The following is a 24,975-nucleotide window of genomic DNA, read 5'->3' on the forward strand; positions in this document are numbered from 1 at the left end:
GCCGCACGCCGCCCACGCCAGCGCCGCCATTACCGCCCTCGGCGAATGGCTGGCCGGCGCGCGCGCGCTCGCGCCGATGCTGCTTGGCGTGGTGCCGTTTGGCCTGATCTACGGCGTGCTGGCCGTCGGCGCCGGCATGCCGGCGTGGCTGGCCTGTGCCATGAGCGCGATCGTATTCGGCGGCGCCTCGCAGATGATCCTGACCCAGTTGTGGACCGCCGGCACGCCCGCGGTGGTGATCACGCTGACGGTGGCCATGGTCAACCTGCGCCACGCCCTGTATTCCGCGACGATCGCGCCCACGCTGGCCCACCTGCCGCGCCGCTGGAAGGCGCTGATCGCCTACCTGCTGACCGACGAGGCCTTCGCCGCGATGACGCACCGGCTGGACGATACCGGCCCGCGCGCGCAATACCGCCACTGGTACTACTTCGGCGGCGGCTTCGCGCTGTGGGCCAGCTGGCAGGTGTCGACGCTGGCCGGCGTGCTGGTCGGCGCCCAGGTGCCGCGCGACTGGCCGCTCGATTTCTTCCTGCCGCTGACGTTCATCGGCATCATCGTGCCCGGTCTCAAGCACCGCTCGCACGTGGCCGCTGCGGTGGCCGCCAGCATACTGGCGGTGGCCTGCTACGGCCTGCCGCACAAGCTCGGGCTGATGGTGGCGGCGCTGGGCGGCATCGCCGCCGGCATGCTGGTACTGGGCCGCGGCAACCGCCCCGGCGCGCGCCGGGCCGGCGCGGCGGATCGGGCCGGCTCGGTCGGCAAGGAGGCCGCATGAATGCGCTGACCTTGCTATGGGTCTTCCTGGCCGCCGGCCTGGCGACCTTCCTGATCCGCCTGTCATTCATTGCCGTGGAAGGCCGCGTGCGGCTGCCGGCGTGGTTCCGGACCGCGCTGCAGTTCGTCCCGGCCGCCATGCTGTCCGCGCTGATCGCCCCCGACCTGCTGATGCAGGGCGGCGAGCTCGCGCTCACCCCTACCAATGCGCGGCTGGTGGCCGGCGTGGTCGCCATCCTGATCGCCGCGCGTACCCGCAGCGTCGGCTGGACCATTGCCGGCGGCATGGCCGCGCTGCTTGCCCTGGAGGCCCTGTTCTGATGAAGGTCATGATCTTCGCCGCCGGCCGCGGCGACCGCATGCGCCCGCTGACCGATACCTGCCCCAAGCCGCTGCTGGCCGTGGGCGGCAAGCCGCTGATCGTCTGGAAGATCGAAGCGCTGGCGCGCGCCGGCCTGCGCGACATCGTCATCAACCATGCGTGGCTGGGCGAGCAGATCGAAGCCGCGCTCGGCGACGGCAGCCGCTTCGGCGTGCGCATCGCGTACTCGCCCGAAACCGAGGCGCTGGAAACCGCCGGCGGCATCGCCAAGGCCCTGCCGCTGCTGTCGCACGACCCGGCCCGCGGCGAGATCTTCCTGGCCGTGTCGGGCGACATCTTCTGCGACTACGACTTCCGCAAGCTCCTGCCCCGCGCCGTCGCGATAGCCGGCGCCGCCGAGCCGCGCATGCACCTGGTCATGGTGCCCAACCCCGCGTTCCATCCGCGTGGCGACTTCGGAATGGACGCGCAAGGGCGGCTATCGCTGGAGGAGCACCCGATCCACGGCGAGCGCCTCACCTTCGGCAATATCGGCCTGTACGATACGCGCCTGTTCGCCGGCATCGCGACTGGCACGCGGGTCGCCATGACACCCTTCTACCGCGCCGCGATCGCCGCCGGCACCGCCAGCGGAGAACGTTTCGACGGGCGCTGGGAAAACGTTGGGACGCCGGCGCAGCTGGCAGAGCTGGACGCCAGTATTGCGCCTGTGCCGGTCGCCTCCGTGGGGCGTTGAATCAGGGGTATGGAAGCGCGCCATGGCAGTGGCGCGACGCGCCTTTTGCAGCACCGCCGCTGCAACGCGCCCGGCGGCGTTAGAATCGGCCTGATCCTCCTCTTCCCCAGGCCACACCATGTCCGCACCCGACAACGCCCTCCTCGCCGCCTGCCGCGAACGCCGCGCCCGTGTGCTGCAGCACCTGCGCGCCGGCGGCGGTGGCGTGGCGATCCTGCCTACGGCGCCGGAAGCGATGCGCAACCGCGACAGCGACTATCCGTACCGCCACGACAGCTATTTCTATTACCTGACCGGCTTCACCGAGCCCGAGGCCGTGCTGGTGCTGGTGGCCGGCGCGCCGGGCGACCCGGCCGATGCCGACCGCAGCATCCTGTTCTGCCGCCCCAAGCACGAGGAGCGCGAGATCTGGGACGGCTTCCGCTACGGCCCCGAAGGGGCGCGCGCCGCGTTCGGCTTCGACGAGGCGCATTCGTTCGAAGAGATCGATGCGACGCTACCGCCGCTGCTGGCCAATCGCGCGCAGGTCGCTTACCCGCTGGCCGAGTCGACCCGCACCGACGTGCAGATGCGCCGCTGGCTCGACGCCGTGCGCATGCAGGGCCGTGCCGGGGTGTCGGCGCCGTCGGTAGCGATCGATATCCGCACGCTGCTTGACGAGATGCGGCTGTTCAAGGACGCGGGCGAGCTGGCCATCATGCGCCGCGCGGGCGAAATCTCCGCCGGCGCCCATGTGCGCGCGATGCACGCCACGCGCCCGGGCCTGCGCGAATACCACCTCGAAGCCGAGCTGCTCTATGAATTCCGCCGCCACGGCGCGCAGAGCGTGGCCTACAACTCGATCGTCGCCGCCGGCCCCAACGCCTGCGTGCTGCACTACCGCGCCGGCCCGGCCGAACTGAAGGATGGCGACCTGTGCCTGATCGACGCCGGCTGCGAGCTCGACGGCTACGCTTCGGACATCACCCGTACCTTCCCGGTGTCGGGGCGCTTTTCGCCCGCGCAGCGCGAGCTGTATGACCTGGTGGTGGCGGCGCAGGAAGCTGCGATCGCCGAAACCCGCGCCGGCGTGCCCTACAACGTGCCGCACGATGCCGCCGTGCGCGTGCTGGCGCAAGGCATGCTCGATACCGGCCTGCTCGACCGCAACAAGGAAGGCACGCTCGACGACGTGCTGGCCAGCGGCAGCTACCGCCGCTTCTACATGCACCGCACCGGGCACTGGCTCGGCATGGACGTGCACGACGTGGGCGAATACCGCGTCGCCAGCCACACCGGCGAAGGCGAGCGCCCGTGGCGGCCGCTGCAGCCGGGCATGGTGCTGACCGTCGAGCCCGGCATCTACGTGCGACCGGCGCAGGACGTGCCGGAGCGCTACTGGCATATCGGCATCCGCATCGAGGATGACGCCGTGGTGACCGATGGCGACTGCGAGCTGATCACCCGCGGCGTGCCGGTGCATGCCGACGAGATCGAAGCGCTGATGCGCGATGCCGGAGGCCGGCGATGATCGGTTGGCTGCGCAGACTCTTTCCCGGCCAGGGCAGCACCCAGGCTGCGGCCGCAAAACCGCGCAACCCGTCGGAACCGTTCATCATCAACCTGTTCGACGACCGCGTCGTGGTGCACCGCCCCGATGGGCAGCGCGAGGAAATCGCATGGGATACGCTGGAACGCGTCGTGGTGCGCGTCTCCAACCGCGAACCCTGGGCGGGCGCTGCCTGGCTGATCCTGGTCGGCGCGCCCGACAGCGGCCAGGGCTGTGTGGTCCCGGCCGATGCCGCCAACTATGCCGCGCTGCTCGAGCAATTGCGCGCGCTGCCCGGCTTCAGCCAGCAGAAGCTCGACAATGCGCTGCGCGACGCTGCGGCCGGCAAGTCGCGCACTGACGCGATCTGCTGGAAGCGCGGGGCCGGCGAGACTGGCATCGGCGGCAGCGATGGCACCGGCGGCAATGCAGGAGGCAGTGACGATGCCGGCCGCGCCAGCTGATATCCAGGACATCGCCATCGTCGGCGGCGGCCCGGTGGGACTGGCGCTGGCCTGCCAGCTGCTGCGCACCACCGACTGGCGCATCGCGCTGATCGATGCGGCCACGCCGGCGCGCGCCGCGCGCGACCCGCGCGCGATCGCGCTGTCGCACGGCAGCCGCCAGCTGCTCGAGCAGATCGGCGCGTGGCCCGTGCCCGGCAGCCCGATCGAGCATATCCACGTGTCGCAGCGCGGCCGCTTCGGCCATGTCCGGCTGCACCATGACGACTACGGCGTGCCGGCATTGGGCTATGTGGTCCGCTATGGCGAGCTGTGCGATGTGCTCGAACGCGCCCTCGCGCGCGCCGCGCAGGCTTGCCCCGCCGACCGGCTGCAGCGCGTATTCGAGACCCGCATCGACCAGATCGAGCAGGCGCCATCCGCCGGCACTGGCGACGATCCCGACGGCGGCACGGTGCGGCTGACTGGCACCGCCCATGACGGGCAGGTCGCGCGCTTTACCGCCAGGGTGGCGATACAGGCCGAGGGCGGCCTGTTTCACGAGCAGGCCCGGCACCAGGGCCGCGGCGCGCGCACGCGCGACTACGGGCAGACCGCCGTGATCGCCCATGTGGCCTGCTCGCGGCCGCAGCCGGGCTGGGCCTGGGAGCGCTTTACCGACGAAGGCCCGCTGGCGCTGCTGCCCCACGACGAACATGGCGTTGCCGGCTACGCGCTGGTGTGGTGCTGCCCGCCCGAACAGGCCGCGCGACGGCTGGCGCTGCCCGACGCGGAGTTCGCGCTGGAGCTTGGCCATGCCTTCGGCGACCGCATGGGCTACTTCACGCTGGCGGGCAAGCGCCATGCCTTCCCGCTGGGGCTGAACGCCGCGCCGGTCACGGTCAGCGGCCGCGTCGCTGCGGTCGGCAATGCGGCGCAGACGCTGCACCCGGTGGCGGGCCAGGGCCTCAACCTGGGCCTGCGCGACGCCTTCGCGCTGGCCGATTCGCTGCGTGCCGCCTGCACGCCGCAGGCGCTGCAGGCCTTTGCCAGCCGGCATCGGCTCGACCGCGCGGTCACCATCGGCGTCACCGACCTGCTGCCGCGCCTGTTCGGCGTGCCCTACCCGCTTGCCGCGCATGCCCGCGGGGCGTCGCTGGCGGCACTGGCCTGCCTGCCGCCGCTGCGGCACGCGCTGGCGCGCCACATGATGTTCGGCATGCGCCGCTGAAAACTGGCATCGGGGATCTGTGGCGCGTGCGCCACGCGCCACAGATCCCGCTACAGATTGCGCCATCGATGCTCAATTCTTGGGCAGTCACTCCCGTTTGGCGGTAGAATCTCGGCCTCGCACATGTCCCGATCCATCGCCGGCAGCAGTTTCGGCAGGGGCATGTTTTTCCGTTTCGTCTCTGTTTCGCCCGATCGCCACAAGTGCTCCCGAGCCAGAGCAGGCCATCCCGATCCCGTCGGCGGCGCGCGCGCCGCCAGGGCGGCAGGGCCCCCAGCAGAACCCGCGCTATCGTCGCTCTATCGTGCAGATCGGACCTCACCAACTCCGCAACAACCTGTTTGTCGCCCCCATGGCGGGCGTGACGGACCGGCCGTTCCGCCAGCTGTGCAAGCAGCTCGGCGCCGGCTATGCGGTGTCGGAAATGGTGGCGTCCAACGCACAGCTGTGGAAAAGCGAAAAGACCATGCGCCGCGCCAACCACGCCGGCGAGGTCGAGCCCATCTCCGTGCAGATCGCCGGTGCCGAGCCGTCGATGATGGCCGAGGCGGCGCGCTACAACGTCGACCGGGGCGCGCAGATCATCGATATCAACATGGGCTGCCCGGCCAAGAAGGTGTGCAACGTGGCCGCCGGCTCTGCGCTCCTGCAGAACGAGCCGCTGGTGGTGCGCATCGTCGAGGCGGTGGTCGCCGCCGTCGGCGAGCGCGTGCCGGTCACGCTGAAGATCCGCACCGGGTGGAACCGCGAGAACCGCAATGCGCTGCGCATCGCGCGCATGGTCGAGGACGCGGGCATCAGCATGCTCACCATCCACGGGCGCACCCGCGCCGACCTGTACCACGGCGACGCCGAGTACGAGACCATTGCCGCGGTCAAGGCAGCGATCTCGATTCCGGTGGTCGCCAACGGCGACATCACCACGCCGCAGAAGGCAAAGCAGGTGCTGGCGCTGACCGGCGCGGACGCGATCATGATCGGCCGCGCGGCGCAGGGCCGGCCGTGGCTGTTCCGTGAAATCGAGCACTTCCTGAAGACCGGCGAAATGCTGCCGTCGCCGGAGGTGGCCGAGATCCGCGCGATCATGAACGCGCACCTGGAAGACCACTACGCCTTCTACGGCGAGTTCACCGGCGTGCGCACCGCGCGCAAGCATATTGCCTGGTACACGCGCGGCCTGCGCGGCGCGAACCTGTTCCGGCACCGGATGAACACGCTGGAATCCACCACCGAGCAACTGGCAGCGGTCAACGCCTTCTTCGACGAGCAGGCGCAGTACTCGGACCGGCTGGTGTACGTGGACGACGAGCAGGGCAAACAAGATAAAGACGAAGCGAACAACAACAATAACGGGGAGTTGCTTGCCGCATGAGCCGCAACGCTATCGACCAGTGCATCCGGGATAGCCTGGACACGTATTTTCGCGACCTGGACGGTGAAGAGCCGTCCAATATGTACAACATGGTGCTCGAGGCCGTCGAACGGCCGCTGCTGGAAGCCGTGATGGTGCGCGCCGAGCGCAACCAGTCGCTGGCGGCCGCCTATCTGGGCATCAATCGCAACACGCTGCGCAAGAAGCTGCAGCAGCACGGTTTACTTTGAATTTGAAGCGTTTCCCACAGCCATGATCAAGCAAGCCCTCCTTTCCGTATCCGACAAGACCGGCATCGTCGAATTCGCGCGCGAACTGAACGCGCTCGGCGTGACGCTGCTTTCCACCGGCGGCACCGCCAAGCTGCTGGCCGACAGCGGCCTGCCCGTGACGGAGGTGGCCGACTACACCGGCTTCCCGGAAATGCTCGACGGCCGCGTCAAGACGCTGCACCCGAAGGTCCACGGCGGCATCCTGGCGCGCCGCGACCTGCCCGAGCACATGGCCGCGCTGGCCGAGCACAACATCCCCACGATCGACCTGCTGGTGGTGAACCTGTACCCGTTCCAGCAGACCGTGGCCAAGGATGACTGCACGCTGCCGGACGCGATCGAGAACATCGACATCGGCGGCCCGACCATGCTGCGCTCGGCGGCCAAGAACCACCGCGACGTGACCGTGATCGTCGATCCGGCCGACTACGCCGTGGTGCTCGACGAAATGCGTGCCAACGGCAATGCGGTTGGCTATGACACCAACTTCCGCCTGGCGACCAAGGTGTTCGCGCACACGGCGCAGTACGACGGTGCCATCACCAACTACCTGACCAGCCTGGGTGCCGACAAGTCGCACCAGGCCCGCAGCGCCTACCCGCAGACGCTGAACCTGGCGTTCGACAAGGTCCAGGAAATGCGCTACGGCGAGAACCCGCATCAATCGGCGGCGTTCTACCGGGACCTGAAGGCGGTGGATGGCGCGCTGGCCAACTACGTGCAGCTGCAGGGCAAGGAGCTGTCGTACAACAACATCGCCGACGCCGATGCGGCGTGGGAATGCGTGAAGTCGTTCGATGCGGCCAATGGGGCTGCCTGCGTCATCATCAAGCACGCCAATCCGTGCGGCGTGGCGCTGGGTGCCAACGCGCTGGAAGCGTATGAGAAAGCGTTCAAGACCGATTCGACCTCGGCCTTCGGCGGCATCATCGCTTTCAACGTGGAGCTGGACGAAGCCGCTGCGCAGGCGGTGGCCAAGCAGTTCGTCGAAGTGCTGATCGCGCCGTCGTTCAGCGCCGCCGCGCGCGCAGTGTTCGCGGCCAAGCAGAACGTGCGGCTGCTGGAGATTCCGCTGGGCAAGGGCATCAACCAGTTCGACTTCAAGCGTGTTGGCGGCGGCCTGCTGGTGCAGAGCCCGGATGCCAAGAATGTGCAGCCTTCGGAGTTGCGCGTGGTGACGCGCCGTCATCCGACGCCGAAGGAAATGGATGACCTGATGTTTGCGTGGCGGGTGGCGAAGTTCGTCAAGTCCAATGCCATCGTGTTCTGTGGTGGTGGCATGACGCTGGGTGTTGGTGCCGGGCAGATGAGCCGTGTGGATTCGGCTCGGATTGCCAGCATCAAGGCGCAGAATGCCGGGCTGACGCTGGCTGGTTCCGCGGTGGCATCGGATGCGTTTTTCCCGTTCCGTGATGGGTTGGATGTTGTTGTGGATGCGGGTGCTACCTGCGTGATTCAGCCGGGTGGGTCGGTGCGGGATGATGAGGTGATTGCTGCGGCGGATGAGCGGGGGATTGCGATGGTGCTGACTGGGACGCGGCATTTCAGGCATTAAGCGGTTTTGTTTTGTTTGACGGCTGGGCTGGTCGCTGTTGGTGACATGCTGTCGGCCGTTGAAGCTGCTTTGTCGCTGTTGATGACATGCTGTCGGCCGTTGAACCGCCTGGTTCCGCCCTCCTGGGCGGGTCACTTTTTGTCCGAGCGACAAAAAGTAACCAAAAAACGCGTCGCCTGAGCGGCTGGCTATCAATTCATCGGCGTGGGTGGTTCGGGTGGTGGTGATTTCCGTTCGATGGGGGCTGGTGGTTCGAACCTGCTACGCCAGGTGAGTCTGGGATAGTGGCTGCGTCGACCCACTATTGAACGATCCCCATGCCGGGCGTAGGCCGCCTGCTGCCGGTGTCAACGCGGGGACGCCTACGGCTGCGCTGCGCGCCGGCAGTATCCGGGATTTAGGGCTCGGGCACGGAGTGCGTCGCTGCGCTCGTACAGCGCCGTCGTGAAAGACGCCGGGCCCGAAGCCCAGGCGAGAACGTGGGCGGCAGCCCTGCCCTTAGGACCGGCGCGCAGCGCAGCCGTAGGCGTTCCTACGTCGCCGCCGGCAGCAGGGGCCACGCCCAGCTCTGGGCTCGTCCAAACATCGCTTCAACGCCGAGCCACCGTGGCGCACCACGGCGTCAGCCAGTCCTGCTCTGCAACGAAGCAAAGCCCCGTACGAAAACCGCCGCATACTACGATAAGAGTGCCCGCCCGCAGGGCCGTAAACGCGCTTTTTGGTTACTTTTTGTCGCTCGGACAAAAAGTGACCCGCCCAGGAGGGCGGAACCAGGCGGTTCAACGGCCGACAGCATGTCACCAACAGCGACCACAGCGCCAAAACCGAACACCAATTCAACCCAAAATGCGAATCCTAGGCATCGACCCCGGCCTCCGCACCACCGGCTTTGGCGTGATCGAGAAACAAGGCAACAAGCTTGCCTACATCGCCTCGGGCACGATCAAGAGCAACGGCAACGAGAGCCTGCCGGAACGGCTGAAGACGCTTTACGACGGCATCAGCGAGATCTCCCGCACTTATGCCCCCGACTGCGCCGCGATCGAAAAGGTCTTCGTCAACGTCAACCCGCAATCCACGCTGCTGCTCGGGCAGGCCCGCGGCGCAGCGATCTGCGGGCTGGTCGGCTACGGCCTGCCGGTATTCGAATACACCGCGCTGCAGCTGAAGGTCGCAGTGGTCGGCTACGGCCGCGCCAACAAGGCGCAGGTCCAGGAGATGGTGACCCGCCTGCTGATGCTGCCAGGCCAGCCCGGCAGCGACGCGGCCGATGCGCTGGGCGTGGCCATTTGCCATGCCAACGGCGGCAATACGCTGGGCACACTGGCCGGCATGGCCCCGGAACTGGCGCGCAAGGGCATGCGTGTGCGACGCGGCCGGCTGGTCGGCTGAGCCAGCATCCCGAGTCTCTTACAATCAGGCATTCGACTTCCCGCAGGAATACTGAATGCCCACCCAGATTGATGTCCTCGTCCGCCCCGTAATGCTTGCCTTGCGGCGCTGGCGGATCCCGGTCACCGCGGCCGCTGCCGGCGCCATGCTGGTCGCCGGCTGTGTCACCGCGCCCCGGCCGAAACCCCATGCGCCGCCGGCGCCGGCCCCGGCAACAGGCACGCCGCAGCAACCCCCCGCCGCGGAGAAACCGAAGGCGCTGGTCGTCGCCCATCGCGGCGCCAGCGCGCTGCGCCCCGAACACACGCTGGCCGCCTACACCAAGGCGATCGAGGACGGCGCCGATGCGATCGAGCCCGACCTCGTCATGACCCGCGACGGCGTACTGGTGGCCCGCCACGAAAACGACATCACCGGCACCACCAATGTCGCCGACGTGGCGCAATTCGCCGACCGCAAGCGCACCAAGGTCATCGACGGCGAGCGCCTGACCGGCTGGTTCACCGAAGACTTCACGCTGGCCGAACTCAAGACGCTGCGCGCGCGCGAGCGCATCCCGCGCCTGCGCCCGGCCAATGCGCGGCTGAACGACCAGTTCGAGATTCCCACCTTCGATGAGATTGTTCGCCTTGCCGAGCAGGCATCGCTTCGCACCGGCAAACCCATCGGCATCTACGCCGAGCTGAAGCATCCGAGCTATTTCCGCGGCATCGGCCTGCCCATGGAAGACAAGCTCGCCGCCGCGGTGCGCGCCCAGCCTTACCTCCGCCAGGCACCGCTGTTCATCCAGTGCTTCGAAGGCGGCAGCTTGCGCGCGCTGCGCCGCACGTTCGGGCATGCGCAGCCCAACGTCAGGCTGGTGCAACTGGTCGGCAACCCGCGCAAGAGTCCCGCCGACTGGAAGCTCGCCGGCGACAACCGCACCTTCGGCGACATGCTGAATACGACTGGCCTGCGGGAGGTGGCGTCCTACGCCGACGGCATCGGCCCGGAGAAAAGCAGCGTCGTGCCGCGCGACGCCCAGGGCGCGCTCGCCGCGCCGACCGCGTTGGTCCGCCAGGCCCATGCCGCCAGCCTGTTCGTCCATCCCTACACGTTCCGCCCGGAGAACAGCTTCCTGCCCAAGGCGCTGCAGACCGGCGGCGACGAGGCCACGCGCAGCCCGTCGGGCATGGTGCGGGAGCTGGAAGCGTTCATCGCGGCCGGCGTCGATGGCTTCTTCACCGACGACCCGGCGCTGGGGCGCCGCGCGGTCGATGCAAATCGCTGAGGCGGCAAGATGGCAGCAATGCGGCCGCGAGGTACACTTGCGGCCGCTTCATCCCCTACCCAACAAGCCCAGACATGATCGGACGCATCGCCGGCACCCTCATCGAGAAGAATCCCCCGCACCTGCTGGTCGACTGCCATGGCGTCGGCTATGAGGTCGACGTACCGATGAGCACCTTCTATAACCTGCCGGCGTCGGGCCAGCCGGTCACGCTGCTGACCCAGCTGATCGTGCGCGAGGACGCGCACCTGCTGTACGGCTTCGGCACGGCGGCCGAGCGCAATACCTTCCGCGAGCTGATCAAGATCAGCGGCATCGGCGCGCGCATGGCGCTGGCGGTACTGTCGGGCATGTCGGTATCCGAGCTGGCGCAGGCGATCACGCTGCAGGAAGCGGGCCGGCTGACGCGCGTGCCGGGCATCGGCAAGAAGACCGCCGAGCGGCTGCTGCTCGAGCTCAAGGGCAAGCTGGGCGCGGAACTGGGGCATGCGCCCGGCGCCGCGGCGGTGCCCGACAGCGCCGTCGATGTGCTCAACGCGCTGCTTGCGCTGGGCTACTCGGAAAAGGAAGCCGCCTCGGCAATCAAGCAGGTGCCGGCTGGCACCGGCGTGTCCGAGGGCATCAAGCTGGCGCTCAAGGCCTTGTCCAAGGGCTGAGGCGTAGAATGGCGGGGTGTTTTCCGGGGTATCCCCCATCAGCGCCATGATCGAGACCGACAAGCTTTCCGCCCCCGCCCGCGTAATTTCCGCCACCCCCGCCTCGTCGCAGGAGGAGGCGTTCGAGCGCGCGCTGCGGCCCAAGCTGCTGGACGAGTACGTCGGCCAGGAAAAGGTGCGCGGGCAGCTCGATATCTTCATGCACGCCGCGCGCAAGCGGCGCGAGGCGCTCGACCACGTGCTGCTGTTCGGCCCGCCGGGGCTGGGCAAGACCACGCTGGCCCATATCATCGCGCGCGAGATGGGCGTGGGCCTGCGCCAAACGTCTGGGCCGGTGCTGGAGCGCCCGGGCGACCTGGCGGCGCTGCTGACCAACCTGGAAGCCAACGACGTGCTCTTCATCGACGAGATCCACCGGCTGTCTCCGGTCGTCGAGGAGATCCTGTACCCGGCGCTGGAGGACTACCAGATCGACATCATGATCGGCGAAGGCCCGGCGGCCCGTTCGGTCAAGCTCGACCTGCAGCCGTTCACGCTGGTGGGCGCCACCACGCGCGCCGGCATGCTGACCAATCCGCTGCGCGACCGCTTCGGCATCGTGGCGCGGCTGGAGTTCTACAACGCCGAGGAACTGGCGCGCATCGTCACGCGTTCGGCGCAGTTGCTGCACGCCAGCATCGATCCGCTGGGCGCGCTGGAGATCGCGCGGCGCGCGCGCGGCACCCCGCGTATCGCCAACCGGCTGCTGCGCCGCGTGCGCGACTATGCCGAGGTCAAGGGCGACGGCACCATCACGCGCGAGATGGCCGATGCCGCGCTGGCCATGCTCGACGTCGACCGCGTCGGCTTCGACCTGATGGACCGCAAATTGCTGGAAGCGGTGCTGCACAAGTTCGGCGGGGGCCCGGTGGGCGTGGACAACCTGGCCGCGGCCATCGGCGAGGAGCGCGACACCATCGAGGACGTGCTCGAGCCCTACCTGATCCAGCAGGGCTACCTGCAGCGCACGCCACGCGGGCGCGTGGCCACGGCGGCAGCCTACCGGCATTTCGGGCTGGCGTCGCCGCAGCCTGGCGGCGGCGAGTTGTTCGACGGGCAGTAAGGCGCGGCGACGGGGCGTCGGCATCAGCCAATTAAACGTTTTAATCTCGCGCCCCAAATTTTTTCGAAGTGGATTGCTGGCCCATGGCCCATTGTCCACAATGGCTTCATCGGCACCTGCCGGTGCCCGCCGATGACCGTCCAGTAGGCAGCCCAAGGTTGCCCCGCGGTTGCGGCGCCATTGTGAACCGGTTTCCGAACCTGCAAGGAATGCCATGAGCCGTCGCCTGCGCCGCTCCGCCTCGTCCCTTCTCGCCGCCACCCTGGCCAGTGCCGCATTGGCGCTGCTGGCTGCCGGGAACGCCAACGCCCAGCGTGCGCAGGGTCCCGTCGGCGTCGCCGAAGAAGCCGTGATCAGCGGCAAGATCATTGATATCGATCCCAACTCCAAGGCGGTGCTGGTGCAAGGCCCGCGCGGCAATGTGGTCGAACTGGTCGCGGGCGACGAAGCGAAGAACTTCGGCCAGGTGCGCAAGGGCGACATCGTCACCGTGACCCGGGGCGCGGCCCTGGTGGCATCGCTGGAGCCGCTCGACAGCAAGACCACGGCCATGGCCGAGCAGGTTGACCGCACCACGCGCGCCGCCGAAGGCGGCAAGCCCGGCATCGCGCGCGAGATCACCACCACGGTCACCGCCGAGATCACCAAGGTCGATCCGGCCAAGCGCCTGGTCACGTTCCGTGGACCGCGCGAGACGCTGCGCACCGTCAAGGTCGAGGATCCCGCCATCGACCTGAACCAGATCAAGCGCGGACAGATGGCCAAGCTCGTCTATCGTGAAGTGGTGGCCATCACGGTCAAGGCACCGGCGGCGGCCGCAGCCAACTAAACACCGTGCCGGGCGCGGTACTTTTCCCCACCAGGAGGTTACCTATGAATCGTCGCCACTTTGTTACCCGGGTTGCCGGCTCGGGCCTGCTCGTTGCCACCGCAATGGCGGCAGGCTGCACCACCACCGGCACCAGCGCCTCGAAAGACCCGGTCGCCAAGAAGCAGGAAATCGATGCCGGGGTGGACGGGGCGTTGAACCGGCTGTTCGCGGCCAACGCCGGCGCACGCGACCTGGCGCAGCGTGCGCAGGGGGTCCTGGTGTTCCCGCGTGTCATCTCGGCCGGCCTGGTGGTAGGCGGCGAATACGGCGAGGGTGCGCTGCGATCGAAGGGTGCGACGGTCGGCTACTACAGCACCACGCAGGCCTCGGTCGGGCTGACCGCCGGCGGGCAGTCCAAGGCCGTCATCATCATGTTCATGACCCCGGAGGCCTACAACAAGTTTGTTGCCAGCAAGGGCTGGACCGCCGGCGCCGATGCCAACGTGGCGGTGGCCAAGGTCGGGGCGGACGGCAGGCTCGACACGCTGACCAGCCAGCAGCCGGTGATTGCCTTCGTGCAGACCAATGCCGGCCTGATGTTCGACGTCTCGGTGAACGGCTCCAAGATCAGCAAGCTGGAGATCTGACGCGGCCACCCGGCTGCGCCGCTGCATCCGAAATTCCCGGCTTCGGCCGGGAATCTTCATTTCAGGCGGCCGCAGCAACGCTTGGACCGGTCCGCGGCAGGCACGACGGAATCCGCGGCCCGCTGGCATAATCGCGCCCAAAATACCGCGCCAGCGCGTCCGACCGGGAGCCCCCATGTCCGCCGTCCCCGCCAGCACGACCCAACCGGGCCGCGTCTACCGCTACTATGACTTCGTCATGGTGGCGTTCGTCACCGTGCTGCTGTGTTCGAACCTGATCGGCGCGGCCAAGGCGGCGCAGGTGACGCTGCCCGTGATCGGCACGGTGACCTTCGGCGCCGGCGTGCTGTTCTTTCCGATTTCGTACATCTTTGGCGACGTGCTGACCGAGGTCTACGGCTATGGCCGTGACCGGCGCGTGGTCTGGGCCGGCTTTGCCGCGCTGGCGTTCGCCACCTTCATGAGCCTGGTGGTGCTAAACATGCCGGTCGCGCCATTCATGGCGGACTATCAGAAGAGCTTGCAGGATGTGTTTGGCAACACCTGGCGTATCGCGCTTGGGTCGCTGATCGCATTCTGCTGCGGCAGTTTCACCAACAGCTATGTGCTGGCCAAGATGAAGCTGTGGACAGGGGGGCGGTGGCTGTGGACGCGCACGATCGGCTCGACCCTGGCGGGCGAACTGGTGGATTCGTCGCTGTTTTACGTGATCGCCTTCTATGGCATCTGGCCGCTGGAAAAGGTAGTCCAGGTCGCCGTGGCGCAGTATGTGCTGAAGACCGGCTGGGAAGTCGTGATGACGCCGGTGACGTACAAGGTGGTTGGGTTCCTGAAGCGGGCGGAGAACGAGGACTACTTCGACCGGCATACCGACTTCACGCCGTTCCGCGTGAGGGTCTGAAGCCCTCTCCCGCCGGGCGGGAGAAGGAACATCCAAAGCTTCAAGGCACTCGCCGGTCCACCTCGTCCAGCGCCAGGTTTTCCAGGTGGCTCACGTCCCCCCACGCCGCCAGCGTCAGGTGCGAGCTGTCACTGCGCAGCCGGTTGACACTGGCATTGAGCAACTCATGCTGGCGCGGCGCTTCCAGCGTCATGCCGGTGGCCTCGCGGTACAGGCAGTCGAGCACGCCGCCGTGCGCGACCAGCGCGATGCGCTCGCCGGGATGGCGGCGCGACAGCGCCAGCACGGCGTCGACGGTGCGCTCGTGGAAACCGAGCAGCGATTCGCCCTGCGGCGGCGCGTAGTCCGGCACGCGCGCCTGCCAGCGGGCAAAGTCTTCGGGCAGGTCCTCGGCCACTTCGGCGTAGGTCTTGCCCTGCAGGGTGCCGTAGCTGCGTTCGCGCAGGCGCGCGTCGGGGCGGATCTGCAGCCCGAGCGCTTCGGCGAGCGGCGCAGCGGTTTCCATGGCCCGCGACAGGTCGCTGGAATACACCGCATCGATCGGCTCGCCGGCCAGCGCGGCAGCCAGCGCGCGCGCCTGGGCGCGGCCGGTCTCGTTCAGCGGAATATCGAGCTGGCCTTGCAGCCGGCGCTCCCGGTTCCAGGCCGTTTCGCCATGGCGGATTACGATCAGGTGGGTAAAGGCCAGCGATTGCAGCCCGGAGCTTAGCGACATGCCGATTCCTTCGGTTTCCTTGAAGCCGCTTACTGCGCCAGCTTGGGATTGAGCGTGTAGGTGCCGGTCAGGCTGGCCTGCGCCAGCACGTGGCCCTGGATCGCATCGCGCACCTGCGCGCCTGTGAAGGTGCCATCCAGCGGCACGCGGTCGATGTCCAGCGCATACAGCGTGAACACGTAGTGGTGCAGCAGCGTGTCGTTCCACGGCGGGCACGGGCCGTCATAGCCGAAATAGTCGCCCTTCATGTCGGCATCGCCGGCGAACCAGCCGGTGTAGTCGTTGATGCCGTGGCGCAGGCCACCCGCGGTGGCGGTGCCGCCGGTGGCCTCGGGACCCGGCTTGCCGCGCGCGATCACGCCATCGCTGTGCGAGGCGGCCGCGATCGAGCTCAGGCCCGGCGGAATGTCGACCAGCACCCAGTGGAAAAAGTCCACGCGCGGCAGCGAGGCCGGCACTTCGCGGCCTTCCTGGTTGACGTCGTCGCCCTTGCTGGGCACGTCGCGGTCATGGCAGATAAGTACGAACGAGCGCGTCTCGACCGGCGCGTCTTCCCAGTGCAGGTCGGGATTGCGGTTGGCCGACAAGGCCACGTGGCTGGCGGCATCGGGCACGCAGAAAGCAAACTCGCCAGGGATCGGCGCGTTGTCGTTGAAGGACTTGCTCCAGAGTTTCATTTGTCTCTCCTGTCTTGATGACGCGCCGGGGCGCGGCAGCTTGGGATCTGTCTTGCGATCTGCGGTCTGGCGCTCGGCATCAGGCCGGCGGCACCCGCAGCCAGAACGTGACCGGCCCGTCGTTGACCAGGCTGACCTGCATCATCGCGCCGAACTCGCCGGTCTGCACCTGCGGATGCGCCGCGCGCGCCTTCGCCACGAAATGTTCGTACAACCGCTTGCCTTCTTCCGGCGAGGCCGCCGGCGTGAAGCTGGGCCGCGTGCCGCTGTTGGTGTCGGCCGCGAGTGTGAACTGCGACACCACCAGCAGGCCGCCGGCATTGCCGTTGCCGTCCATGTCCTGCACCGGCAGGTTCATCTTGCCGGCGGCATCCGAAAACACCCGGTACGACAGCATCTTGGCAAGCAGGCGCTCGGCCTGCGCCTCGGTGTCGCCGCGCTCGGCGCAGACCAGTGCCAGCAGGCCGGCGCCGATCTCGCCGGTGGTGCGGCCCTCGACGGTCACGCGGGCCTGCGCGACACGCTGGATCAGCGCAATCATGCCCGCCGCCTCAGGACAGCGTCACGCGCGCGAAGCGGCGCTTGCCGACCTGCACGACGTAGGTGCCGGCGGCGACCCTGGTGGCCTTATCGCTGACCGTGGCACCGTCGATCTTGACACCGCCCTGCTCGATATTGCGGTTGGCCTCGGACGTGGACGGTACCAGGTTGGCCTGCTTGAGCAGCTGCGCGATGCCCAGCGGGGCACCTTCCAGGCTGACCGCGGGGATATCGTCGGGCACGCCGCCGCGGGCGCGGTGGTTGAAGTCTTCCAGCGCCTTCTCGGCATCGGCCTGGCTGTGGAAGCGCGCCACGATCTCCTGCGCCAACAGCACCTTGCAGTCGCGCGGGTTGCGGCCCGCGGCGATTTCCTGCTTCATCAGGTCGATCTCGGCAAGCGGGCGGAACGACAGCAACGTGTAGTACTGCCACATCAGGTCGTCCGAGATGCTCATCAGCTTGCCGAACATGTCGTTGGGCGCCTCGGTCACGCCGACGTAGTTGCCCTTGGACTTGGACATCTTCTCGACGCCGTCCAGGCCCACCAGCAGCGGCATGGTCAGGATGCACTGCGGCTCCTGGCCATATTCCTTCTGCAGCTCGCGGCCGACCAGCAGGTTGAACTTCTGGTCGGTGCCGCCGAGCTCCAGGTCGGACTTGAGCGCGACCGAGTCATAGCCCTGCATCAGCGGGTAGAGGAACTCATGCACCGAGATCGGAATCCCGGAGCGGAACCGCTTGGTGAAGTCGTCGCGCTCCATCATCCGGGCCACGGTGTACTTGGCGGCCAGCTGGATCATGCCGCGCGCGCCCAGCGGGTCGCACCACTCGCTGTTGTAGCGGATCTCGGTGCGGGCCGGGTCCAGCACCAGGCTGGCCTGGCGGTAGTAGGTCTGCGCGTTGGCCTCGATCTGCTCGCGCGTCAGCGGCGGGCGCGTGCTGTTGCGGCCCGACGGATCGCCGATGGTCGAGGTGAAATCGCCGATCAGGAAGATCACCTGGTGGCCGAGATCCTGCAGCTGGCGCAGCTTGTTCAGCACCACGGTGTGGCCGATATGGATGTCTGGCGCGGTCGGGTCCAGGCCCAGCTTGATGCGCAGCGGCACGCCGGTGGCCTCGCTGCGCGCCAGCTTCTGCGCCCACTCGGATTCGATCAGAAGTTCGTCGCAGCCGCGCTTGGAGACCTCCAGGGCGTGCATCACCGACGGCGTCAAGGGGTATTTGGCCGCGGGGCCCGTGGAAACTTCAGTCATGACGTAAGTCTTTGAAATACATGAAATTTTAGGAAAGATTCCGACAGCCGCGAGCAGCGGTTTTTGGTATAATCCCGCCTTTCCCGGCGCCAGCAGGAGCCTATCCTGTGCGCCAATCGTCACCTGTCGCAGCCTTCGATACGAATCGATGCCGCGATCCGATGCAGGTGACCCGATAAAGTGAACAGCACGCGCCGCACCTCGGGGGAGGAAGGCAGACGAGACACATCGTTGCAGCAGCGGTGCTCAGACCAAGGTTGAATTTTACGTGATGTGGTCAAGACTCCGCGAAGTTTTCGCGCGCGAGCTGGTGGTTCTTGTTGACCCAACCAACCCCCAGCATGCGCGCCGGCGCAAGCAACTCACTGCCTCGGTGGGTGCAATCTTTACGCTCGGCATGGCCGCGGCGATGGGCGTGGCACCGCGCAGCGCCTTCGACGATCCTCTCGCCCCGCGCACCGAGCAGCCCCTGCGCATGCCCGACGTGCGCGAGCAGCTCGACCTGCTGACCGACAGCCAGGCCGTGTACGTGCGCGAAGAGCGCATGCAGCGCGGCGACACCATCGGCAGCCTGCTGCGCCGTCTCGGCGTGGACGATCCCGATGCGCAAGCCTTTATCGTCAAGAACCCCACCGCGCGCGGGCTGTTCAGCCTGAACCCCGGCCAGGCGGTGCAAGCGGAGATCGACGAAAGCAACATGCTGGTGTCGCTGCAGGCCAACCTCGGCGGCGACGCCGCGGCCTCGCGGGAGCTGGTGATCGAGCGCGTGCGCGCGGCCACCGGCAACGGCACCGCCGCCTACAAGGCCAAGGTCCAGCGCGTCGACAACGACGTGCACTACGAGATGGCGTCGGGCGCGATTTCCGGCGCCGGCTTCTTCAAGGCCATGGACGCGGCCAACGTGCCCGACGAGGTCGTGCAGCAGATGCTGTCGATCTTCTCCGGCGTGATCGACTTCCACCACGATATCGCCAGCGGCGACCGCTTCCGCATCATCTATGAAGCCGGCTTCCGCGACGGCACCTTCGTGCGCAACGGCCGCGTGATCGCGATCGAACTGATCAACCGTAACCAGCTGCACCAGGCGCTGTGGTTCTCGCCCGAAGATGGCAAGGATGGCGCCGGCGCCTATTACACGTTCGACGGGCGCAGCATGAAGCGGCCGTTCCTGCGTTCGCCGGTGGAGTTCTCGCGCGTGTCGTCGGGCTTCGGCGGCCGCGAGCATCCGCTGCACCACGACTGGGCCCAGCACAAGGGCGTGGACTTCGCCGCCCCGACCGGCACCAAGGTGCTGGCCACCGGCGATGGCGTGGTCGAATTCGTCGGCCAGCAGAACGGCTACGGCAACATCGTCATCCTGAGCCATGCCAACGGCTACTCGACCTACTACGCGCACCTGTCCGGCTTTGCCGGCATGCGCCAGGGCCAGCCGGTGCGGCAAGGCCAGCTGATCGGCTATGTCGGCTCGACCGGCTGGGCTACCGGGCCGCACCTGCACTATGAGTTCCGCTTCAACGACGTGCCGCAGAACCCGCTGACCATCACGCTGATGGAATCCCCGCCGCTGAGCGGCAAGTCGCGCCAGGAATTCCAGACCTACACCAGCGGGCTGCTCAGCCGCATCAATGCGCTGCGTGCCTACAACGTGCTGACCGCTTCCAACTGACGCGCCGACCGTGACCCCGCCCGAGCCAGGCAGCGAACGCTATATCGGCATCATGTCCGGCACCAGCATGGACGGTGCCGATGCGGTGCTGGTCGATTTCAGCGGCGCGCGGCCGGAAGTACTGGCCGCCGCCAGCGAACCTTTCCCCGAGGCGCTGCGCGCCGCATACGGCGCCCTGCAGCAGCCGGGCGAGAACGAGATCCACCGCGAGGCACTGGCGGCCAATGCGCTGGCCGAGGTCTACGCCGCCTGCGTGGCCACGCTGCTGCGCGAGGCCGGCGTGCCGGCCTCCGCGGTCGCCGCCATCGGCGCGCATGGCCAGACCATCCGGCACCGGCCCGGCCTGTACGACGGCATCGGCTACACGCGCCAGAGCCAGCATCCGGCCCGGTTGGCCGAACTCACCGGCATCGATGTGGTGGCGGACTTCCGCAGCCGCGACGTCGCCGCCGGCGGCCAGGGCGCACCGCTGGTGCCGGCGCTGCATCATGCGCTGTTCGGCAGCGACGTCGAGACTCGTGTCGCCTGCAATATCGGCGGCATTTCCAATATCAGCATCCTGCCTGCCACCGGCGCCGTCAGCGGTTTCGACTGCGGCCCGGGCAATGCGCTGCTCGACTACTGGATCCATCGCCACCGCGAGCTGCCGTTCGACAGCAATGGCGACTGGGCGGCCAGCGGGCGCGTCGACGATGCGCTGCTGGCGCGGTGCCTGGCGGATCCTTACTTCAGCGCGCCGCCGCCCAAGAGCACCGGCCGCGACCTGTTCCATCCCGGCTGGCTCGATATCCAGCTGCAGGCTTTCGGGCACCTCGCGCCTGATGACGTGCAGGCGACGCTGGCGGCGCTGACCGCCGAAGCCATCGCGCGCGACATCCGTACCCATGCGCGTGACGCAAGGCGCCTCGTGGTCTGCGGCGGCGGCGCCCGTAACGCCTTCGTGATGACGCGGCTGGCGCAGGCGCTGCCTGGCGTGGCCATCGAAACCTCGGAACACTACGGCGTGCCGGTCTCTCAGGTGGAAGCCATCGCCTTTGCCTGGCTGGCGCGCCAGTGCACGCTGCGCCTGCCTGGCAACGTGCCAACCGTGACCGGCGCTGCCGGCCAGCGCGTGCTGGGCGCGATCTATCCGCGCTGAACCGCTTCCGCGCCGGCGCCGCCCTCCTCCACATACGTCATGAATGCCTGCGCCAGCGGCGACGGCCGCATGGCCGGCGAGCGCGCCAGCACCACGCGCTGCGGCGTCACCGGCTCGCGTAGCGGCAGGCAGGCGATCGACATGCCGTCGTAGCTGTGGTCCCCCGCCGGCCGGGTGCAAGACAGCGCCACGCCGTAGCCGTGCGCGACCAGTCCGCGCTGCATCTCGAAGGTCTGCGTGTACTGGTGCAGTGCCGGGTGCAAACCATCCGCCCAGAACAGCGACAGGAAGTACTCGCGAGTCTGCGGGATGTCCTCCAGGATCAGACGCTCGCGGGCAAGGTCGGCCAGGCTCACATCTGCGCTGTGCGCCAGCGCGTGTCCAGCGGGCAGCAGCGCGTAGGGGGGCAGTTGCGCAAGTGTGCAGCGCTCGGTGCGGGCATCCAGCCCGAGGTCGTAGGTCAGCGCCAGTTCCGCCTTGCCGGCCTGCAGCGCGCGGTGCACGGTGGCGAGGTCAGCCTCGAACAGCGTCACCGAGACCCGGGGGTGCCGCTCGCGGAAGCCGGCCAGCAGGCGCGGCACGAAATACGGCCCCAGGTCCTGGAAACACGTCAGCGACAACTGGCCGCTCAGGCCGCGCTCGCCCGCTTCGTCGGTAGTCAGGCCCGCCGCCAGCGCCAATATGTCGCGCGCACGGCCAAGCAGGCGCTGGCCGGCCGGCGTCAGCGCCAGGCCGCGGCTGACCTGGCGCCGGAACAGCGGCTCTCCCAGCGTGTCTTCCAGCTGTGCGATCGCGGTCGATACAGACGGCTGCGACACATGGCGGGCGCGCGCCGCCGCGCTGATGCTGCCGTGCTCGGCGGCGGCGACGAAGTACTCGAGCTGGCGGAAAGAGAAAGGGATCATATTTTCCTATATCACACCATAGGAAATATATGCTTTTCCTATCCATGACGGATGCCGATACTGCGAGCATCGTCAAACGGAGCCCCCGCCATGGAAATTACCCAGGAACAGATCGATACCTACCAGCGCGACGGCGTGCTGGTGCTGCGCGGCGCGTTCGCGGAGTGGATCGAGACCCTGCGCGAAGGCTTCGCGCAGAACCTGGCCGAGCCTGGCCCTTTCGCCATCGAGAACGTACGGCCCGGCGAAGGCGGGCGCTTTTTCGAGGACTACTGCAATTGGCAGCGCATCGCGCCGTTCGATGCTTTTATCCGCCAGTCCGCGGCGGGGTCCATCGCCGGCCGCATCATGCAATCGCAGGCCGTGCAGGTGTTCCACGAACACATCCTGGTGAAGGAGCCTGGCACGGCCAAGCCCACGCCGTGGCACCAGGACCTGCCCTACTACTGCGTCGACGGCACCCAGACCGCGAGCTACTGGATCCCGCTGGATCCCGTCACGCAGGCCAATACGCTGCGCGTGGTGGCCGGCTCGCATCGCTGGCCGCGGCTGGTACGGCCCAGGCGCTGGGCCAGCAACGAAAGCTTCTATGGCGGCCAGGGCAACGATGACAGTGCATTCATGGACATGCCGGATGTCGAGGACGGCAGCCACACGCTGCTTGCGCCCGAACTGGAACCGGGCGATGCGGTGGTATTCGACTTCCGCACCGTGCACGGCGCCGCGGGCAATACCGGCACCGGCCGCCGGCGCGCGTTCTCGGCGCGTTTCCTTGGGGACGACGTGCGCTTCATGCAACGGCCGGGACGTACCTCGCCCCCGTTTCCCGGCATCGGCCAGCAGACCGGCGAGCGCTTGCGCGAGGACTGGTTTCCGGTGGTCTGGCGCGCCGGCCAGTAGTCACGATCCCGAAACAAAAAAACGCACCCGAAGGTGCGTTTTTTTGGGGGCGGAACCGCTCAGACCGAGAACGACGAGCCGCAACCGCAGGTGGTCGAGGCATTCGGGTTCTTGATCACAAACTGGGCGCCGTTGATGTCTTCCTTGTAGTCGATCTCGGCGCCGACCAGGTACTGGTAGCTCATCGAGTCGATCAGCAGGGTGACGCCGTTCTTGACCATGGTGGTGTCGTCTTCGTTGACTTCCTCGTCGAAGGTAAAGCCGTACTGGAAGCCCGAGCAGCCGCCGCCCTGCACGAACACGCGCAGTTTCAGCTCGGCATTGCCCTCTTCCTCGATCAACTGCTTGACCTTGTCGGCGGCGCTGTCGGTAAAGACGAACGGTGCCGGCACGTCCTCGGTAACGGGTGCCTCTGCGACTGCGTTCATGGGGTGTTCTCCTGTTTAGATACGCCTGTATTCTAAGCGCTACTGGAAGATCGTGCCGAACCCCTTTGTTTTCAAGGGTTTCCGGACGTGCGGCAGGCCGCTCAGGCGGCCTTTTCGGTGGGACTGGCTGCGTCTGGCGGAGTTTCGTCGTCCGCAGCATCTGTTTCAGCCGTCTTTTCCGTCACTTCCGTTACGGCACCGCCATCGATCACGTTGGGCAACGCCTTGACTTCACCGGCCGCGCCCTGTGCCAGCGGCACCAGCCTCCCTTCGACCAGTGCTCCCTGGTGCATCTCCAGCGCCGCATAACGCACGTCTCCCAGCACGCGGGCCTGCGGCTGCAACTCCAGCAGGTCGGTCGCTTGCACCGGCCCCTTCACCGTGCCATTCAGCACCAGGTGGCCGACGCTGATCTCGCCTTCGACCATACCCTTCTCGCTGACCACCAGCATGCTTGCCTTGCCCGGCGCCGCGGTGACGTTGCCGCGCACACGCCCATCCAGCCGCAGGCCTCCGGCAAACACCAGGTCGCCGTCGATGGCGGTGTCTGCGCCGATCAGCGTATCGATCGAAAGGCCCTTCTTCTTCGAAAACAACATCGCTCACTCCTCTCTCGTTCGTACCGGGCCGCCGGGCCCGGGGCGCGTCGCCATGACAGACGGCTTGCCGATAGCGACAGGGCGTGATTGTATCCGCGTGCAGCGCATACCCCACAAAAGTCTGGCTCCACCCGCTATTTCGGCAGCCGGATGTGAATCCGCAGGGAACAGGCGAAAAAAAACCGCACGGCCAGCGTGCGGTTTTTCTGGATTTCGCGGCATCCGGCAGGGACCAGGACCGCGAAAACGCATCAGCGCTTCGAGAACTGCTTGCGACGACGCGCCTTGTGGAAGCCGACCTTCTTACGTTCGACTTCACGTGCATCGCGCGTGACGTAGCCAGCCTTCGACAGGGCCGACTTCAGGGTTGCGTCGTAGTCGATCAGGGCGCGGGTGATGCCGTGGCGCACTGCGCCGGCCTGGCCCGTTTCGCCACCACCGGTCACGTTGACCTTGATGTCGAACGTTTCGCCGTGGGCGGTCAGTTCCAGGGGCTGGCGCACGATCATCAGCGAGGTTTCGCGAGCGAAATACTCTTTGATGGGCTTGCCGTTGACGACGATGTCGCCCTTGCCCGACTTGATGAAGACACGAGCCACAGCGCTCTTGCGGCGGCCAGTACCGTAATTCCAGTTACCGATCATGGATTGGCCTCCTTAGATTTCCAGCGCCTTGGGCTGCTGCGCTTCATGCGGATGCTCGGCTTCGGCGTAAACCTTCAGCTTCTTGATCATCGCGTAGCCCAGCGGACCCTTCGGCAGCATGCCCTTCACAGCCTTTTCCAGGGCACGGCCCGGGAAACGCTGCTGCATCTTGCCGAACGTCGTTTCGTAGATACCGCCCGGGTAACCCGAATGGCGATAGTACTTCTTGTCCGTTTCCTTGGTACCCGTGACACGCAGCTTGGCTGCATTGACGATGATGATGTAATCACCCGTGTCGACGTGCGGAGTGAATTCCGGCTTGTGCTTGCCGCGCAGACGGCGTGCCACTTCGCTGGCGACACGGCCGAGGACTTTGTCCGTCGCGTCAATCACGTACCAGTCGCGCTTTACCTCATGAGGCTTGGCGGAAAAGGTCTTCATGATTTTTCCTGACTATTAGTTCGTGCCCGAAATCCGACTCGCGAAGGCTTGTGC

At 67.3% G+C, this 24,975-nt stretch carries 28 protein-coding genes; 19 read left to right on the top strand and 9 right to left on the bottom strand.

All coding sequences use genetic code 11. The features are described 5' to 3' along the window. Positions 1 to 76 precede the first annotated feature (76 nt). From ACAD63_RS19650 to ACAD63_RS19725, 16 genes are all read left to right on the top strand, one after another. Positions 77 to 778, top strand: a complete 702-nt coding sequence (locus ACAD63_RS19650; RefSeq protein WP_434034024.1) for an AzlC family ABC transporter permease — start codon at positions 77 to 79, stop codon at positions 776 to 778. Continuing rightward, positions 775 to 1,098 (top strand): AzlD domain-containing protein, encoded by a 324-nt coding sequence (locus ACAD63_RS19655; protein WP_133093742.1) that lies wholly within the window; start codon positions 775 to 777, stop codon positions 1,096 to 1,098. The genes ACAD63_RS19650 and ACAD63_RS19655 overlap by 4 nt, the downstream gene beginning before the upstream one ends. Further along, positions 1,098 to 1,835 carry an N-acetylmuramate alpha-1-phosphate uridylyltransferase MurU gene (murU, locus tag ACAD63_RS19660; RefSeq protein ID WP_135704470.1) on the top strand — a complete coding sequence of 246 codons (738 nt, stop codon included), beginning with the start codon at positions 1,098 to 1,100 and terminating at the stop codon, positions 1,833 to 1,835. Before ACAD63_RS19655 ends, murU begins: the two co-directional genes overlap by 1 nt. 118 nt (positions 1,836 to 1,953) lie before the next feature. Beyond that, complete coding sequence (locus ACAD63_RS19665) at positions 1,954 to 3,345, top strand: aminopeptidase P N-terminal domain-containing protein (RefSeq protein WP_434033188.1); 1,392 nt, start codon at positions 1,954 to 1,956, stop codon at positions 3,343 to 3,345. Beyond that, positions 3,342 to 3,827, top strand: coding sequence for a hypothetical protein (locus ACAD63_RS19670; RefSeq protein WP_135704466.1), 486 nt, complete (start codon positions 3,342 to 3,344; stop codon positions 3,825 to 3,827). The genes ACAD63_RS19665 and ACAD63_RS19670 overlap by 4 nt, the downstream gene beginning before the upstream one ends. Beyond that, positions 3,808 to 5,037, top strand: coding sequence for a UbiH/UbiF/VisC/COQ6 family ubiquinone biosynthesis hydroxylase (locus ACAD63_RS19675; protein ID WP_195430599.1), 1,230 nt, complete (start codon positions 3,808 to 3,810; stop codon positions 5,035 to 5,037). The genes ACAD63_RS19670 and ACAD63_RS19675 overlap by 20 nt, the downstream gene beginning before the upstream one ends. A gap of 304 nt (positions 5,038 to 5,341) precedes the next feature. Next, on the top strand, positions 5,342 to 6,409 hold the full coding sequence (dusB, locus tag ACAD63_RS19680; RefSeq protein WP_133093738.1) for a tRNA dihydrouridine synthase DusB: 1,068 nt from the start codon (positions 5,342 to 5,344) through the stop codon (positions 6,407 to 6,409). After that, positions 6,406 to 6,639: a Fis family transcriptional regulator gene (locus ACAD63_RS19685; RefSeq protein ID WP_019447044.1), complete on the top strand. Its 234-nt coding sequence runs from the start codon at positions 6,406 to 6,408 to the stop codon at positions 6,637 to 6,639. The genes dusB and ACAD63_RS19685 overlap by 4 nt, the downstream gene beginning before the upstream one ends. A gap of 22 nt (positions 6,640 to 6,661) precedes the next feature. Beyond that, positions 6,662 to 8,236: a bifunctional phosphoribosylaminoimidazolecarboxamide formyltransferase/IMP cyclohydrolase gene (gene purH, locus ACAD63_RS19690; RefSeq protein WP_063236800.1), complete on the top strand. Its 1,575-nt coding sequence runs from the start codon at positions 6,662 to 6,664 to the stop codon at positions 8,234 to 8,236. 846 nt (positions 8,237 to 9,082) lie between these two features. After that, positions 9,083 to 9,628, top strand: coding sequence for a crossover junction endodeoxyribonuclease RuvC (ruvC, locus tag ACAD63_RS19695; protein WP_133093737.1), 546 nt, complete (start codon positions 9,083 to 9,085; stop codon positions 9,626 to 9,628). Positions 9,629 to 9,719: 91 nt separating this feature from the next. Further along, positions 9,720 to 10,898: a glycerophosphodiester phosphodiesterase gene (locus ACAD63_RS19700; protein ID WP_434034025.1), complete on the top strand. Its 1,179-nt coding sequence runs from the start codon at positions 9,720 to 9,722 to the stop codon at positions 10,896 to 10,898. A 74-nt stretch (positions 10,899 to 10,972) separates the two neighbouring features. Next, entirely contained in the window at positions 10,973 to 11,554 is a 582-nt protein-coding gene (gene ruvA, locus ACAD63_RS19705; RefSeq protein ID WP_133093736.1) for a Holliday junction branch migration protein RuvA, read from the top strand. A gap of 46 nt (positions 11,555 to 11,600) precedes the next feature. After that, complete coding sequence (gene ruvB / locus ACAD63_RS19710; RefSeq protein WP_133093735.1) at positions 11,601 to 12,656, top strand: Holliday junction branch migration DNA helicase RuvB; 1,056 nt, start codon at positions 11,601 to 11,603, stop codon at positions 12,654 to 12,656. A 214-nt stretch (positions 12,657 to 12,870) separates the two neighbouring features. Then, positions 12,871 to 13,485, top strand: a complete 615-nt coding sequence (locus tag ACAD63_RS19715) for a hypothetical protein (protein WP_240745920.1) — start codon at positions 12,871 to 12,873, stop codon at positions 13,483 to 13,485. A 44-nt stretch (positions 13,486 to 13,529) separates the two neighbouring features. Further along, the gene (locus tag ACAD63_RS19720) at positions 13,530 to 14,114 is read left to right on the top strand and encodes a BPSL1445 family SYLF domain-containing lipoprotein (RefSeq protein ID WP_133093734.1); all 585 of its coding nucleotides are present in this window, start codon (positions 13,530 to 13,532) and stop codon (positions 14,112 to 14,114) included. Positions 14,115 to 14,289: 175 nt separating this feature from the next. Next, positions 14,290 to 15,015, top strand: coding sequence for a queuosine precursor transporter (locus tag ACAD63_RS19725; protein ID WP_133093733.1), 726 nt, complete (start codon positions 14,290 to 14,292; stop codon positions 15,013 to 15,015). Between the two features lie 40 nt (positions 15,016 to 15,055). Here the strand turns inward: ACAD63_RS19725 and ACAD63_RS19730 are convergent, their stop codons facing one another. From ACAD63_RS19730 to tyrS, 4 genes are all read right to left on the bottom strand, one after another. Further along, positions 15,056 to 15,730 (bottom strand): histidine phosphatase family protein, encoded by a 675-nt coding sequence (locus tag ACAD63_RS19730; protein ID WP_133093732.1) that lies wholly within the window; start codon positions 15,728 to 15,730, stop codon positions 15,056 to 15,058. A 29-nt stretch (positions 15,731 to 15,759) separates the two neighbouring features. Next, positions 15,760 to 16,407, bottom strand: coding sequence for a YbhB/YbcL family Raf kinase inhibitor-like protein (locus ACAD63_RS19735; protein ID WP_135704462.1), 648 nt, complete (start codon positions 16,405 to 16,407; stop codon positions 15,760 to 15,762). 79 nt (positions 16,408 to 16,486) lie between these two features. Continuing rightward, positions 16,487 to 16,948 carry a D-aminoacyl-tRNA deacylase gene (dtd, locus tag ACAD63_RS19740; protein WP_434033189.1) on the bottom strand — a complete coding sequence of 154 codons (462 nt, stop codon included), beginning with the start codon at positions 16,946 to 16,948 and terminating at the stop codon, positions 16,487 to 16,489. Between the two features lie 10 nt (positions 16,949 to 16,958). After that, positions 16,959 to 18,200 carry a tyrosine--tRNA ligase gene (gene tyrS / locus ACAD63_RS19745; RefSeq protein ID WP_133093729.1) on the bottom strand — a complete coding sequence of 414 codons (1,242 nt, stop codon included), beginning with the start codon at positions 18,198 to 18,200 and terminating at the stop codon, positions 16,959 to 16,961. Between the two features lie 271 nt (positions 18,201 to 18,471). Between tyrS and ACAD63_RS19750 the strand changes: the two genes are divergently transcribed. Then, positions 18,472 to 19,866, top strand: a complete 1,395-nt coding sequence (locus tag ACAD63_RS19750) for a M23 family metallopeptidase (protein WP_133093728.1) — start codon at positions 18,472 to 18,474, stop codon at positions 19,864 to 19,866. A gap of 52 nt (positions 19,867 to 19,918) precedes the next feature. Further along, positions 19,919 to 21,004, top strand: a complete 1,086-nt coding sequence (locus ACAD63_RS19755; protein WP_434034026.1) for an anhydro-N-acetylmuramic acid kinase — start codon at positions 19,919 to 19,921, stop codon at positions 21,002 to 21,004. Here ACAD63_RS19755 and ACAD63_RS19760 read toward each other — a convergent pair. After that, positions 20,992 to 21,909, bottom strand: coding sequence for a LysR family transcriptional regulator (locus ACAD63_RS19760; RefSeq protein WP_434033190.1), 918 nt, complete (start codon positions 21,907 to 21,909; stop codon positions 20,992 to 20,994). The two genes, ACAD63_RS19755 and ACAD63_RS19760, sit on opposite strands and share 13 nt — an antisense overlap. Before the next feature lie 90 nt (positions 21,910 to 21,999). On the opposite strand from ACAD63_RS19760, the gene ACAD63_RS19765 reads away from it, so the two are divergent. Beyond that, the gene (locus ACAD63_RS19765; protein WP_133093725.1) at positions 22,000 to 22,809 is read left to right on the top strand and encodes a phytanoyl-CoA dioxygenase family protein; all 810 of its coding nucleotides are present in this window, start codon (positions 22,000 to 22,002) and stop codon (positions 22,807 to 22,809) included. Between the two features lie 59 nt (positions 22,810 to 22,868). Here the strand turns inward: ACAD63_RS19765 and erpA are convergent, their stop codons facing one another. The 4 genes from erpA to rplM form a co-directional block, all read right to left on the bottom strand. Continuing rightward, positions 22,869 to 23,237 carry an iron-sulfur cluster insertion protein ErpA gene (gene erpA / locus ACAD63_RS19770; RefSeq protein WP_010813904.1) on the bottom strand — a complete coding sequence of 123 codons (369 nt, stop codon included), beginning with the start codon at positions 23,235 to 23,237 and terminating at the stop codon, positions 22,869 to 22,871. Positions 23,238 to 23,338: 101 nt separating this feature from the next. Next, complete coding sequence (locus ACAD63_RS19775) at positions 23,339 to 23,836, bottom strand: bactofilin family protein (RefSeq protein ID WP_133093724.1); 498 nt, start codon at positions 23,834 to 23,836, stop codon at positions 23,339 to 23,341. A gap of 251 nt (positions 23,837 to 24,087) precedes the next feature. After that, positions 24,088 to 24,480, bottom strand: a complete 393-nt coding sequence (gene rpsI / locus ACAD63_RS19780) for a 30S ribosomal protein S9 (RefSeq protein ID WP_018312775.1) — start codon at positions 24,478 to 24,480, stop codon at positions 24,088 to 24,090. 12 nt (positions 24,481 to 24,492) lie between these two features. After that, the gene (gene rplM / locus ACAD63_RS19785) at positions 24,493 to 24,921 is read right to left on the bottom strand and encodes a 50S ribosomal protein L13 (protein ID WP_010813907.1); all 429 of its coding nucleotides are present in this window, start codon (positions 24,919 to 24,921) and stop codon (positions 24,493 to 24,495) included. Positions 24,922 to 24,975: the final 54 nt, after the last annotated feature.

This window comes from Cupriavidus sp. a3, assembly GCF_051015765.1.
In the GTDB taxonomy this organism is placed as follows: domain Bacteria; phylum Pseudomonadota; class Gammaproteobacteria; order Burkholderiales; family Burkholderiaceae; genus Cupriavidus; species Cupriavidus oxalaticus_A.

What these genes read in the sequence shown, in the direction of transcription:
- ACAD63_RS19720 (WP_133093734.1), top strand. Translation starts at nt 13,530, where the DNA reads ATGAATCGTCGCCACTTTGTTACCCGGGTTGCCGGCTCGGGCCTGCTC.
- ACAD63_RS19665 (WP_434033188.1), top strand. Translation starts at nt 1,954, where the DNA reads ATGTCCGCACCCGACAACGCCCTCCTCGCCGCCTGCCGCGAACGCCGC.
- ACAD63_RS19760 (WP_434033190.1), bottom strand. Translation starts at nt 21,909, where the DNA reads ATGATCCCTTTCTCTTTCCGCCAGCTCGAGTACTTCGTCGCCGCCGCC.
- rpsI (WP_018312775.1), bottom strand. Translation starts at nt 24,480, where the DNA reads ATGATCGGTAACTGGAATTACGGTACTGGCCGCCGCAAGAGCGCTGTG.
- ACAD63_RS19755 (WP_434034026.1), top strand. Translation starts at nt 19,919, where the DNA reads ATGTCCGGCACCAGCATGGACGGTGCCGATGCGGTGCTGGTCGATTTC.
- ACAD63_RS19700 (WP_434034025.1), top strand. Translation starts at nt 9,720, where the DNA reads ATGCTTGCCTTGCGGCGCTGGCGGATCCCGGTCACCGCGGCCGCTGCC.
- ACAD63_RS19730 (WP_133093732.1), bottom strand. Translation starts at nt 15,730, where the DNA reads ATGTCGCTAAGCTCCGGGCTGCAATCGCTGGCCTTTACCCACCTGATC.
- ACAD63_RS19750 (WP_133093728.1), top strand. Translation starts at nt 18,472, where the DNA reads ATGTGGTCAAGACTCCGCGAAGTTTTCGCGCGCGAGCTGGTGGTTCTT.
- ACAD63_RS19725 (WP_133093733.1), top strand. Translation starts at nt 14,290, where the DNA reads ATGTCCGCCGTCCCCGCCAGCACGACCCAACCGGGCCGCGTCTACCGC.
- ACAD63_RS19775 (WP_133093724.1), bottom strand. Translation starts at nt 23,836, where the DNA reads ATGTTGTTTTCGAAGAAGAAGGGCCTTTCGATCGATACGCTGATCGGC.
- ruvA (WP_133093736.1), top strand. Translation starts at nt 10,973, where the DNA reads ATGATCGGACGCATCGCCGGCACCCTCATCGAGAAGAATCCCCCGCAC.
- rplM (WP_010813907.1), bottom strand. Translation starts at nt 24,921, where the DNA reads ATGAAGACCTTTTCCGCCAAGCCTCATGAGGTAAAGCGCGACTGGTAC.
- ACAD63_RS19650 (WP_434034024.1), top strand. Translation starts at nt 77, where the DNA reads ATGCTGCTTGGCGTGGTGCCGTTTGGCCTGATCTACGGCGTGCTGGCC.
- murU (WP_135704470.1), top strand. Translation starts at nt 1,098, where the DNA reads ATGAAGGTCATGATCTTCGCCGCCGGCCGCGGCGACCGCATGCGCCCG.
- ACAD63_RS19655 (WP_133093742.1), top strand. Translation starts at nt 775, where the DNA reads ATGAATGCGCTGACCTTGCTATGGGTCTTCCTGGCCGCCGGCCTGGCG.
- ACAD63_RS19675 (WP_195430599.1), top strand. Translation starts at nt 3,808, where the DNA reads ATGCCGGCCGCGCCAGCTGATATCCAGGACATCGCCATCGTCGGCGGC.
- ACAD63_RS19735 (WP_135704462.1), bottom strand. Translation starts at nt 16,407, where the DNA reads ATGAAACTCTGGAGCAAGTCCTTCAACGACAACGCGCCGATCCCTGGC.
- ACAD63_RS19670 (WP_135704466.1), top strand. Translation starts at nt 3,342, where the DNA reads ATGATCGGTTGGCTGCGCAGACTCTTTCCCGGCCAGGGCAGCACCCAG.
- ACAD63_RS19685 (WP_019447044.1), top strand. Translation starts at nt 6,406, where the DNA reads ATGAGCCGCAACGCTATCGACCAGTGCATCCGGGATAGCCTGGACACG.
- purH (WP_063236800.1), top strand. Translation starts at nt 6,662, where the DNA reads ATGATCAAGCAAGCCCTCCTTTCCGTATCCGACAAGACCGGCATCGTC.
- ACAD63_RS19765 (WP_133093725.1), top strand. Translation starts at nt 22,000, where the DNA reads ATGGAAATTACCCAGGAACAGATCGATACCTACCAGCGCGACGGCGTG.
- dtd (WP_434033189.1), bottom strand. Translation starts at nt 16,948, where the DNA reads ATGATTGCGCTGATCCAGCGTGTCGCGCAGGCCCGCGTGACCGTCGAG.
- tyrS (WP_133093729.1), bottom strand. Translation starts at nt 18,200, where the DNA reads ATGACTGAAGTTTCCACGGGCCCCGCGGCCAAATACCCCTTGACGCCG.
- ACAD63_RS19715 (WP_240745920.1), top strand. Translation starts at nt 12,871, where the DNA reads ATGAGCCGTCGCCTGCGCCGCTCCGCCTCGTCCCTTCTCGCCGCCACC.
- ruvC (WP_133093737.1), top strand. Translation starts at nt 9,083, where the DNA reads ATGCGAATCCTAGGCATCGACCCCGGCCTCCGCACCACCGGCTTTGGC.
- ruvB (WP_133093735.1), top strand. Translation starts at nt 11,601, where the DNA reads ATGATCGAGACCGACAAGCTTTCCGCCCCCGCCCGCGTAATTTCCGCC.
- erpA (WP_010813904.1), bottom strand. Translation starts at nt 23,237, where the DNA reads ATGAACGCAGTCGCAGAGGCACCCGTTACCGAGGACGTGCCGGCACCG.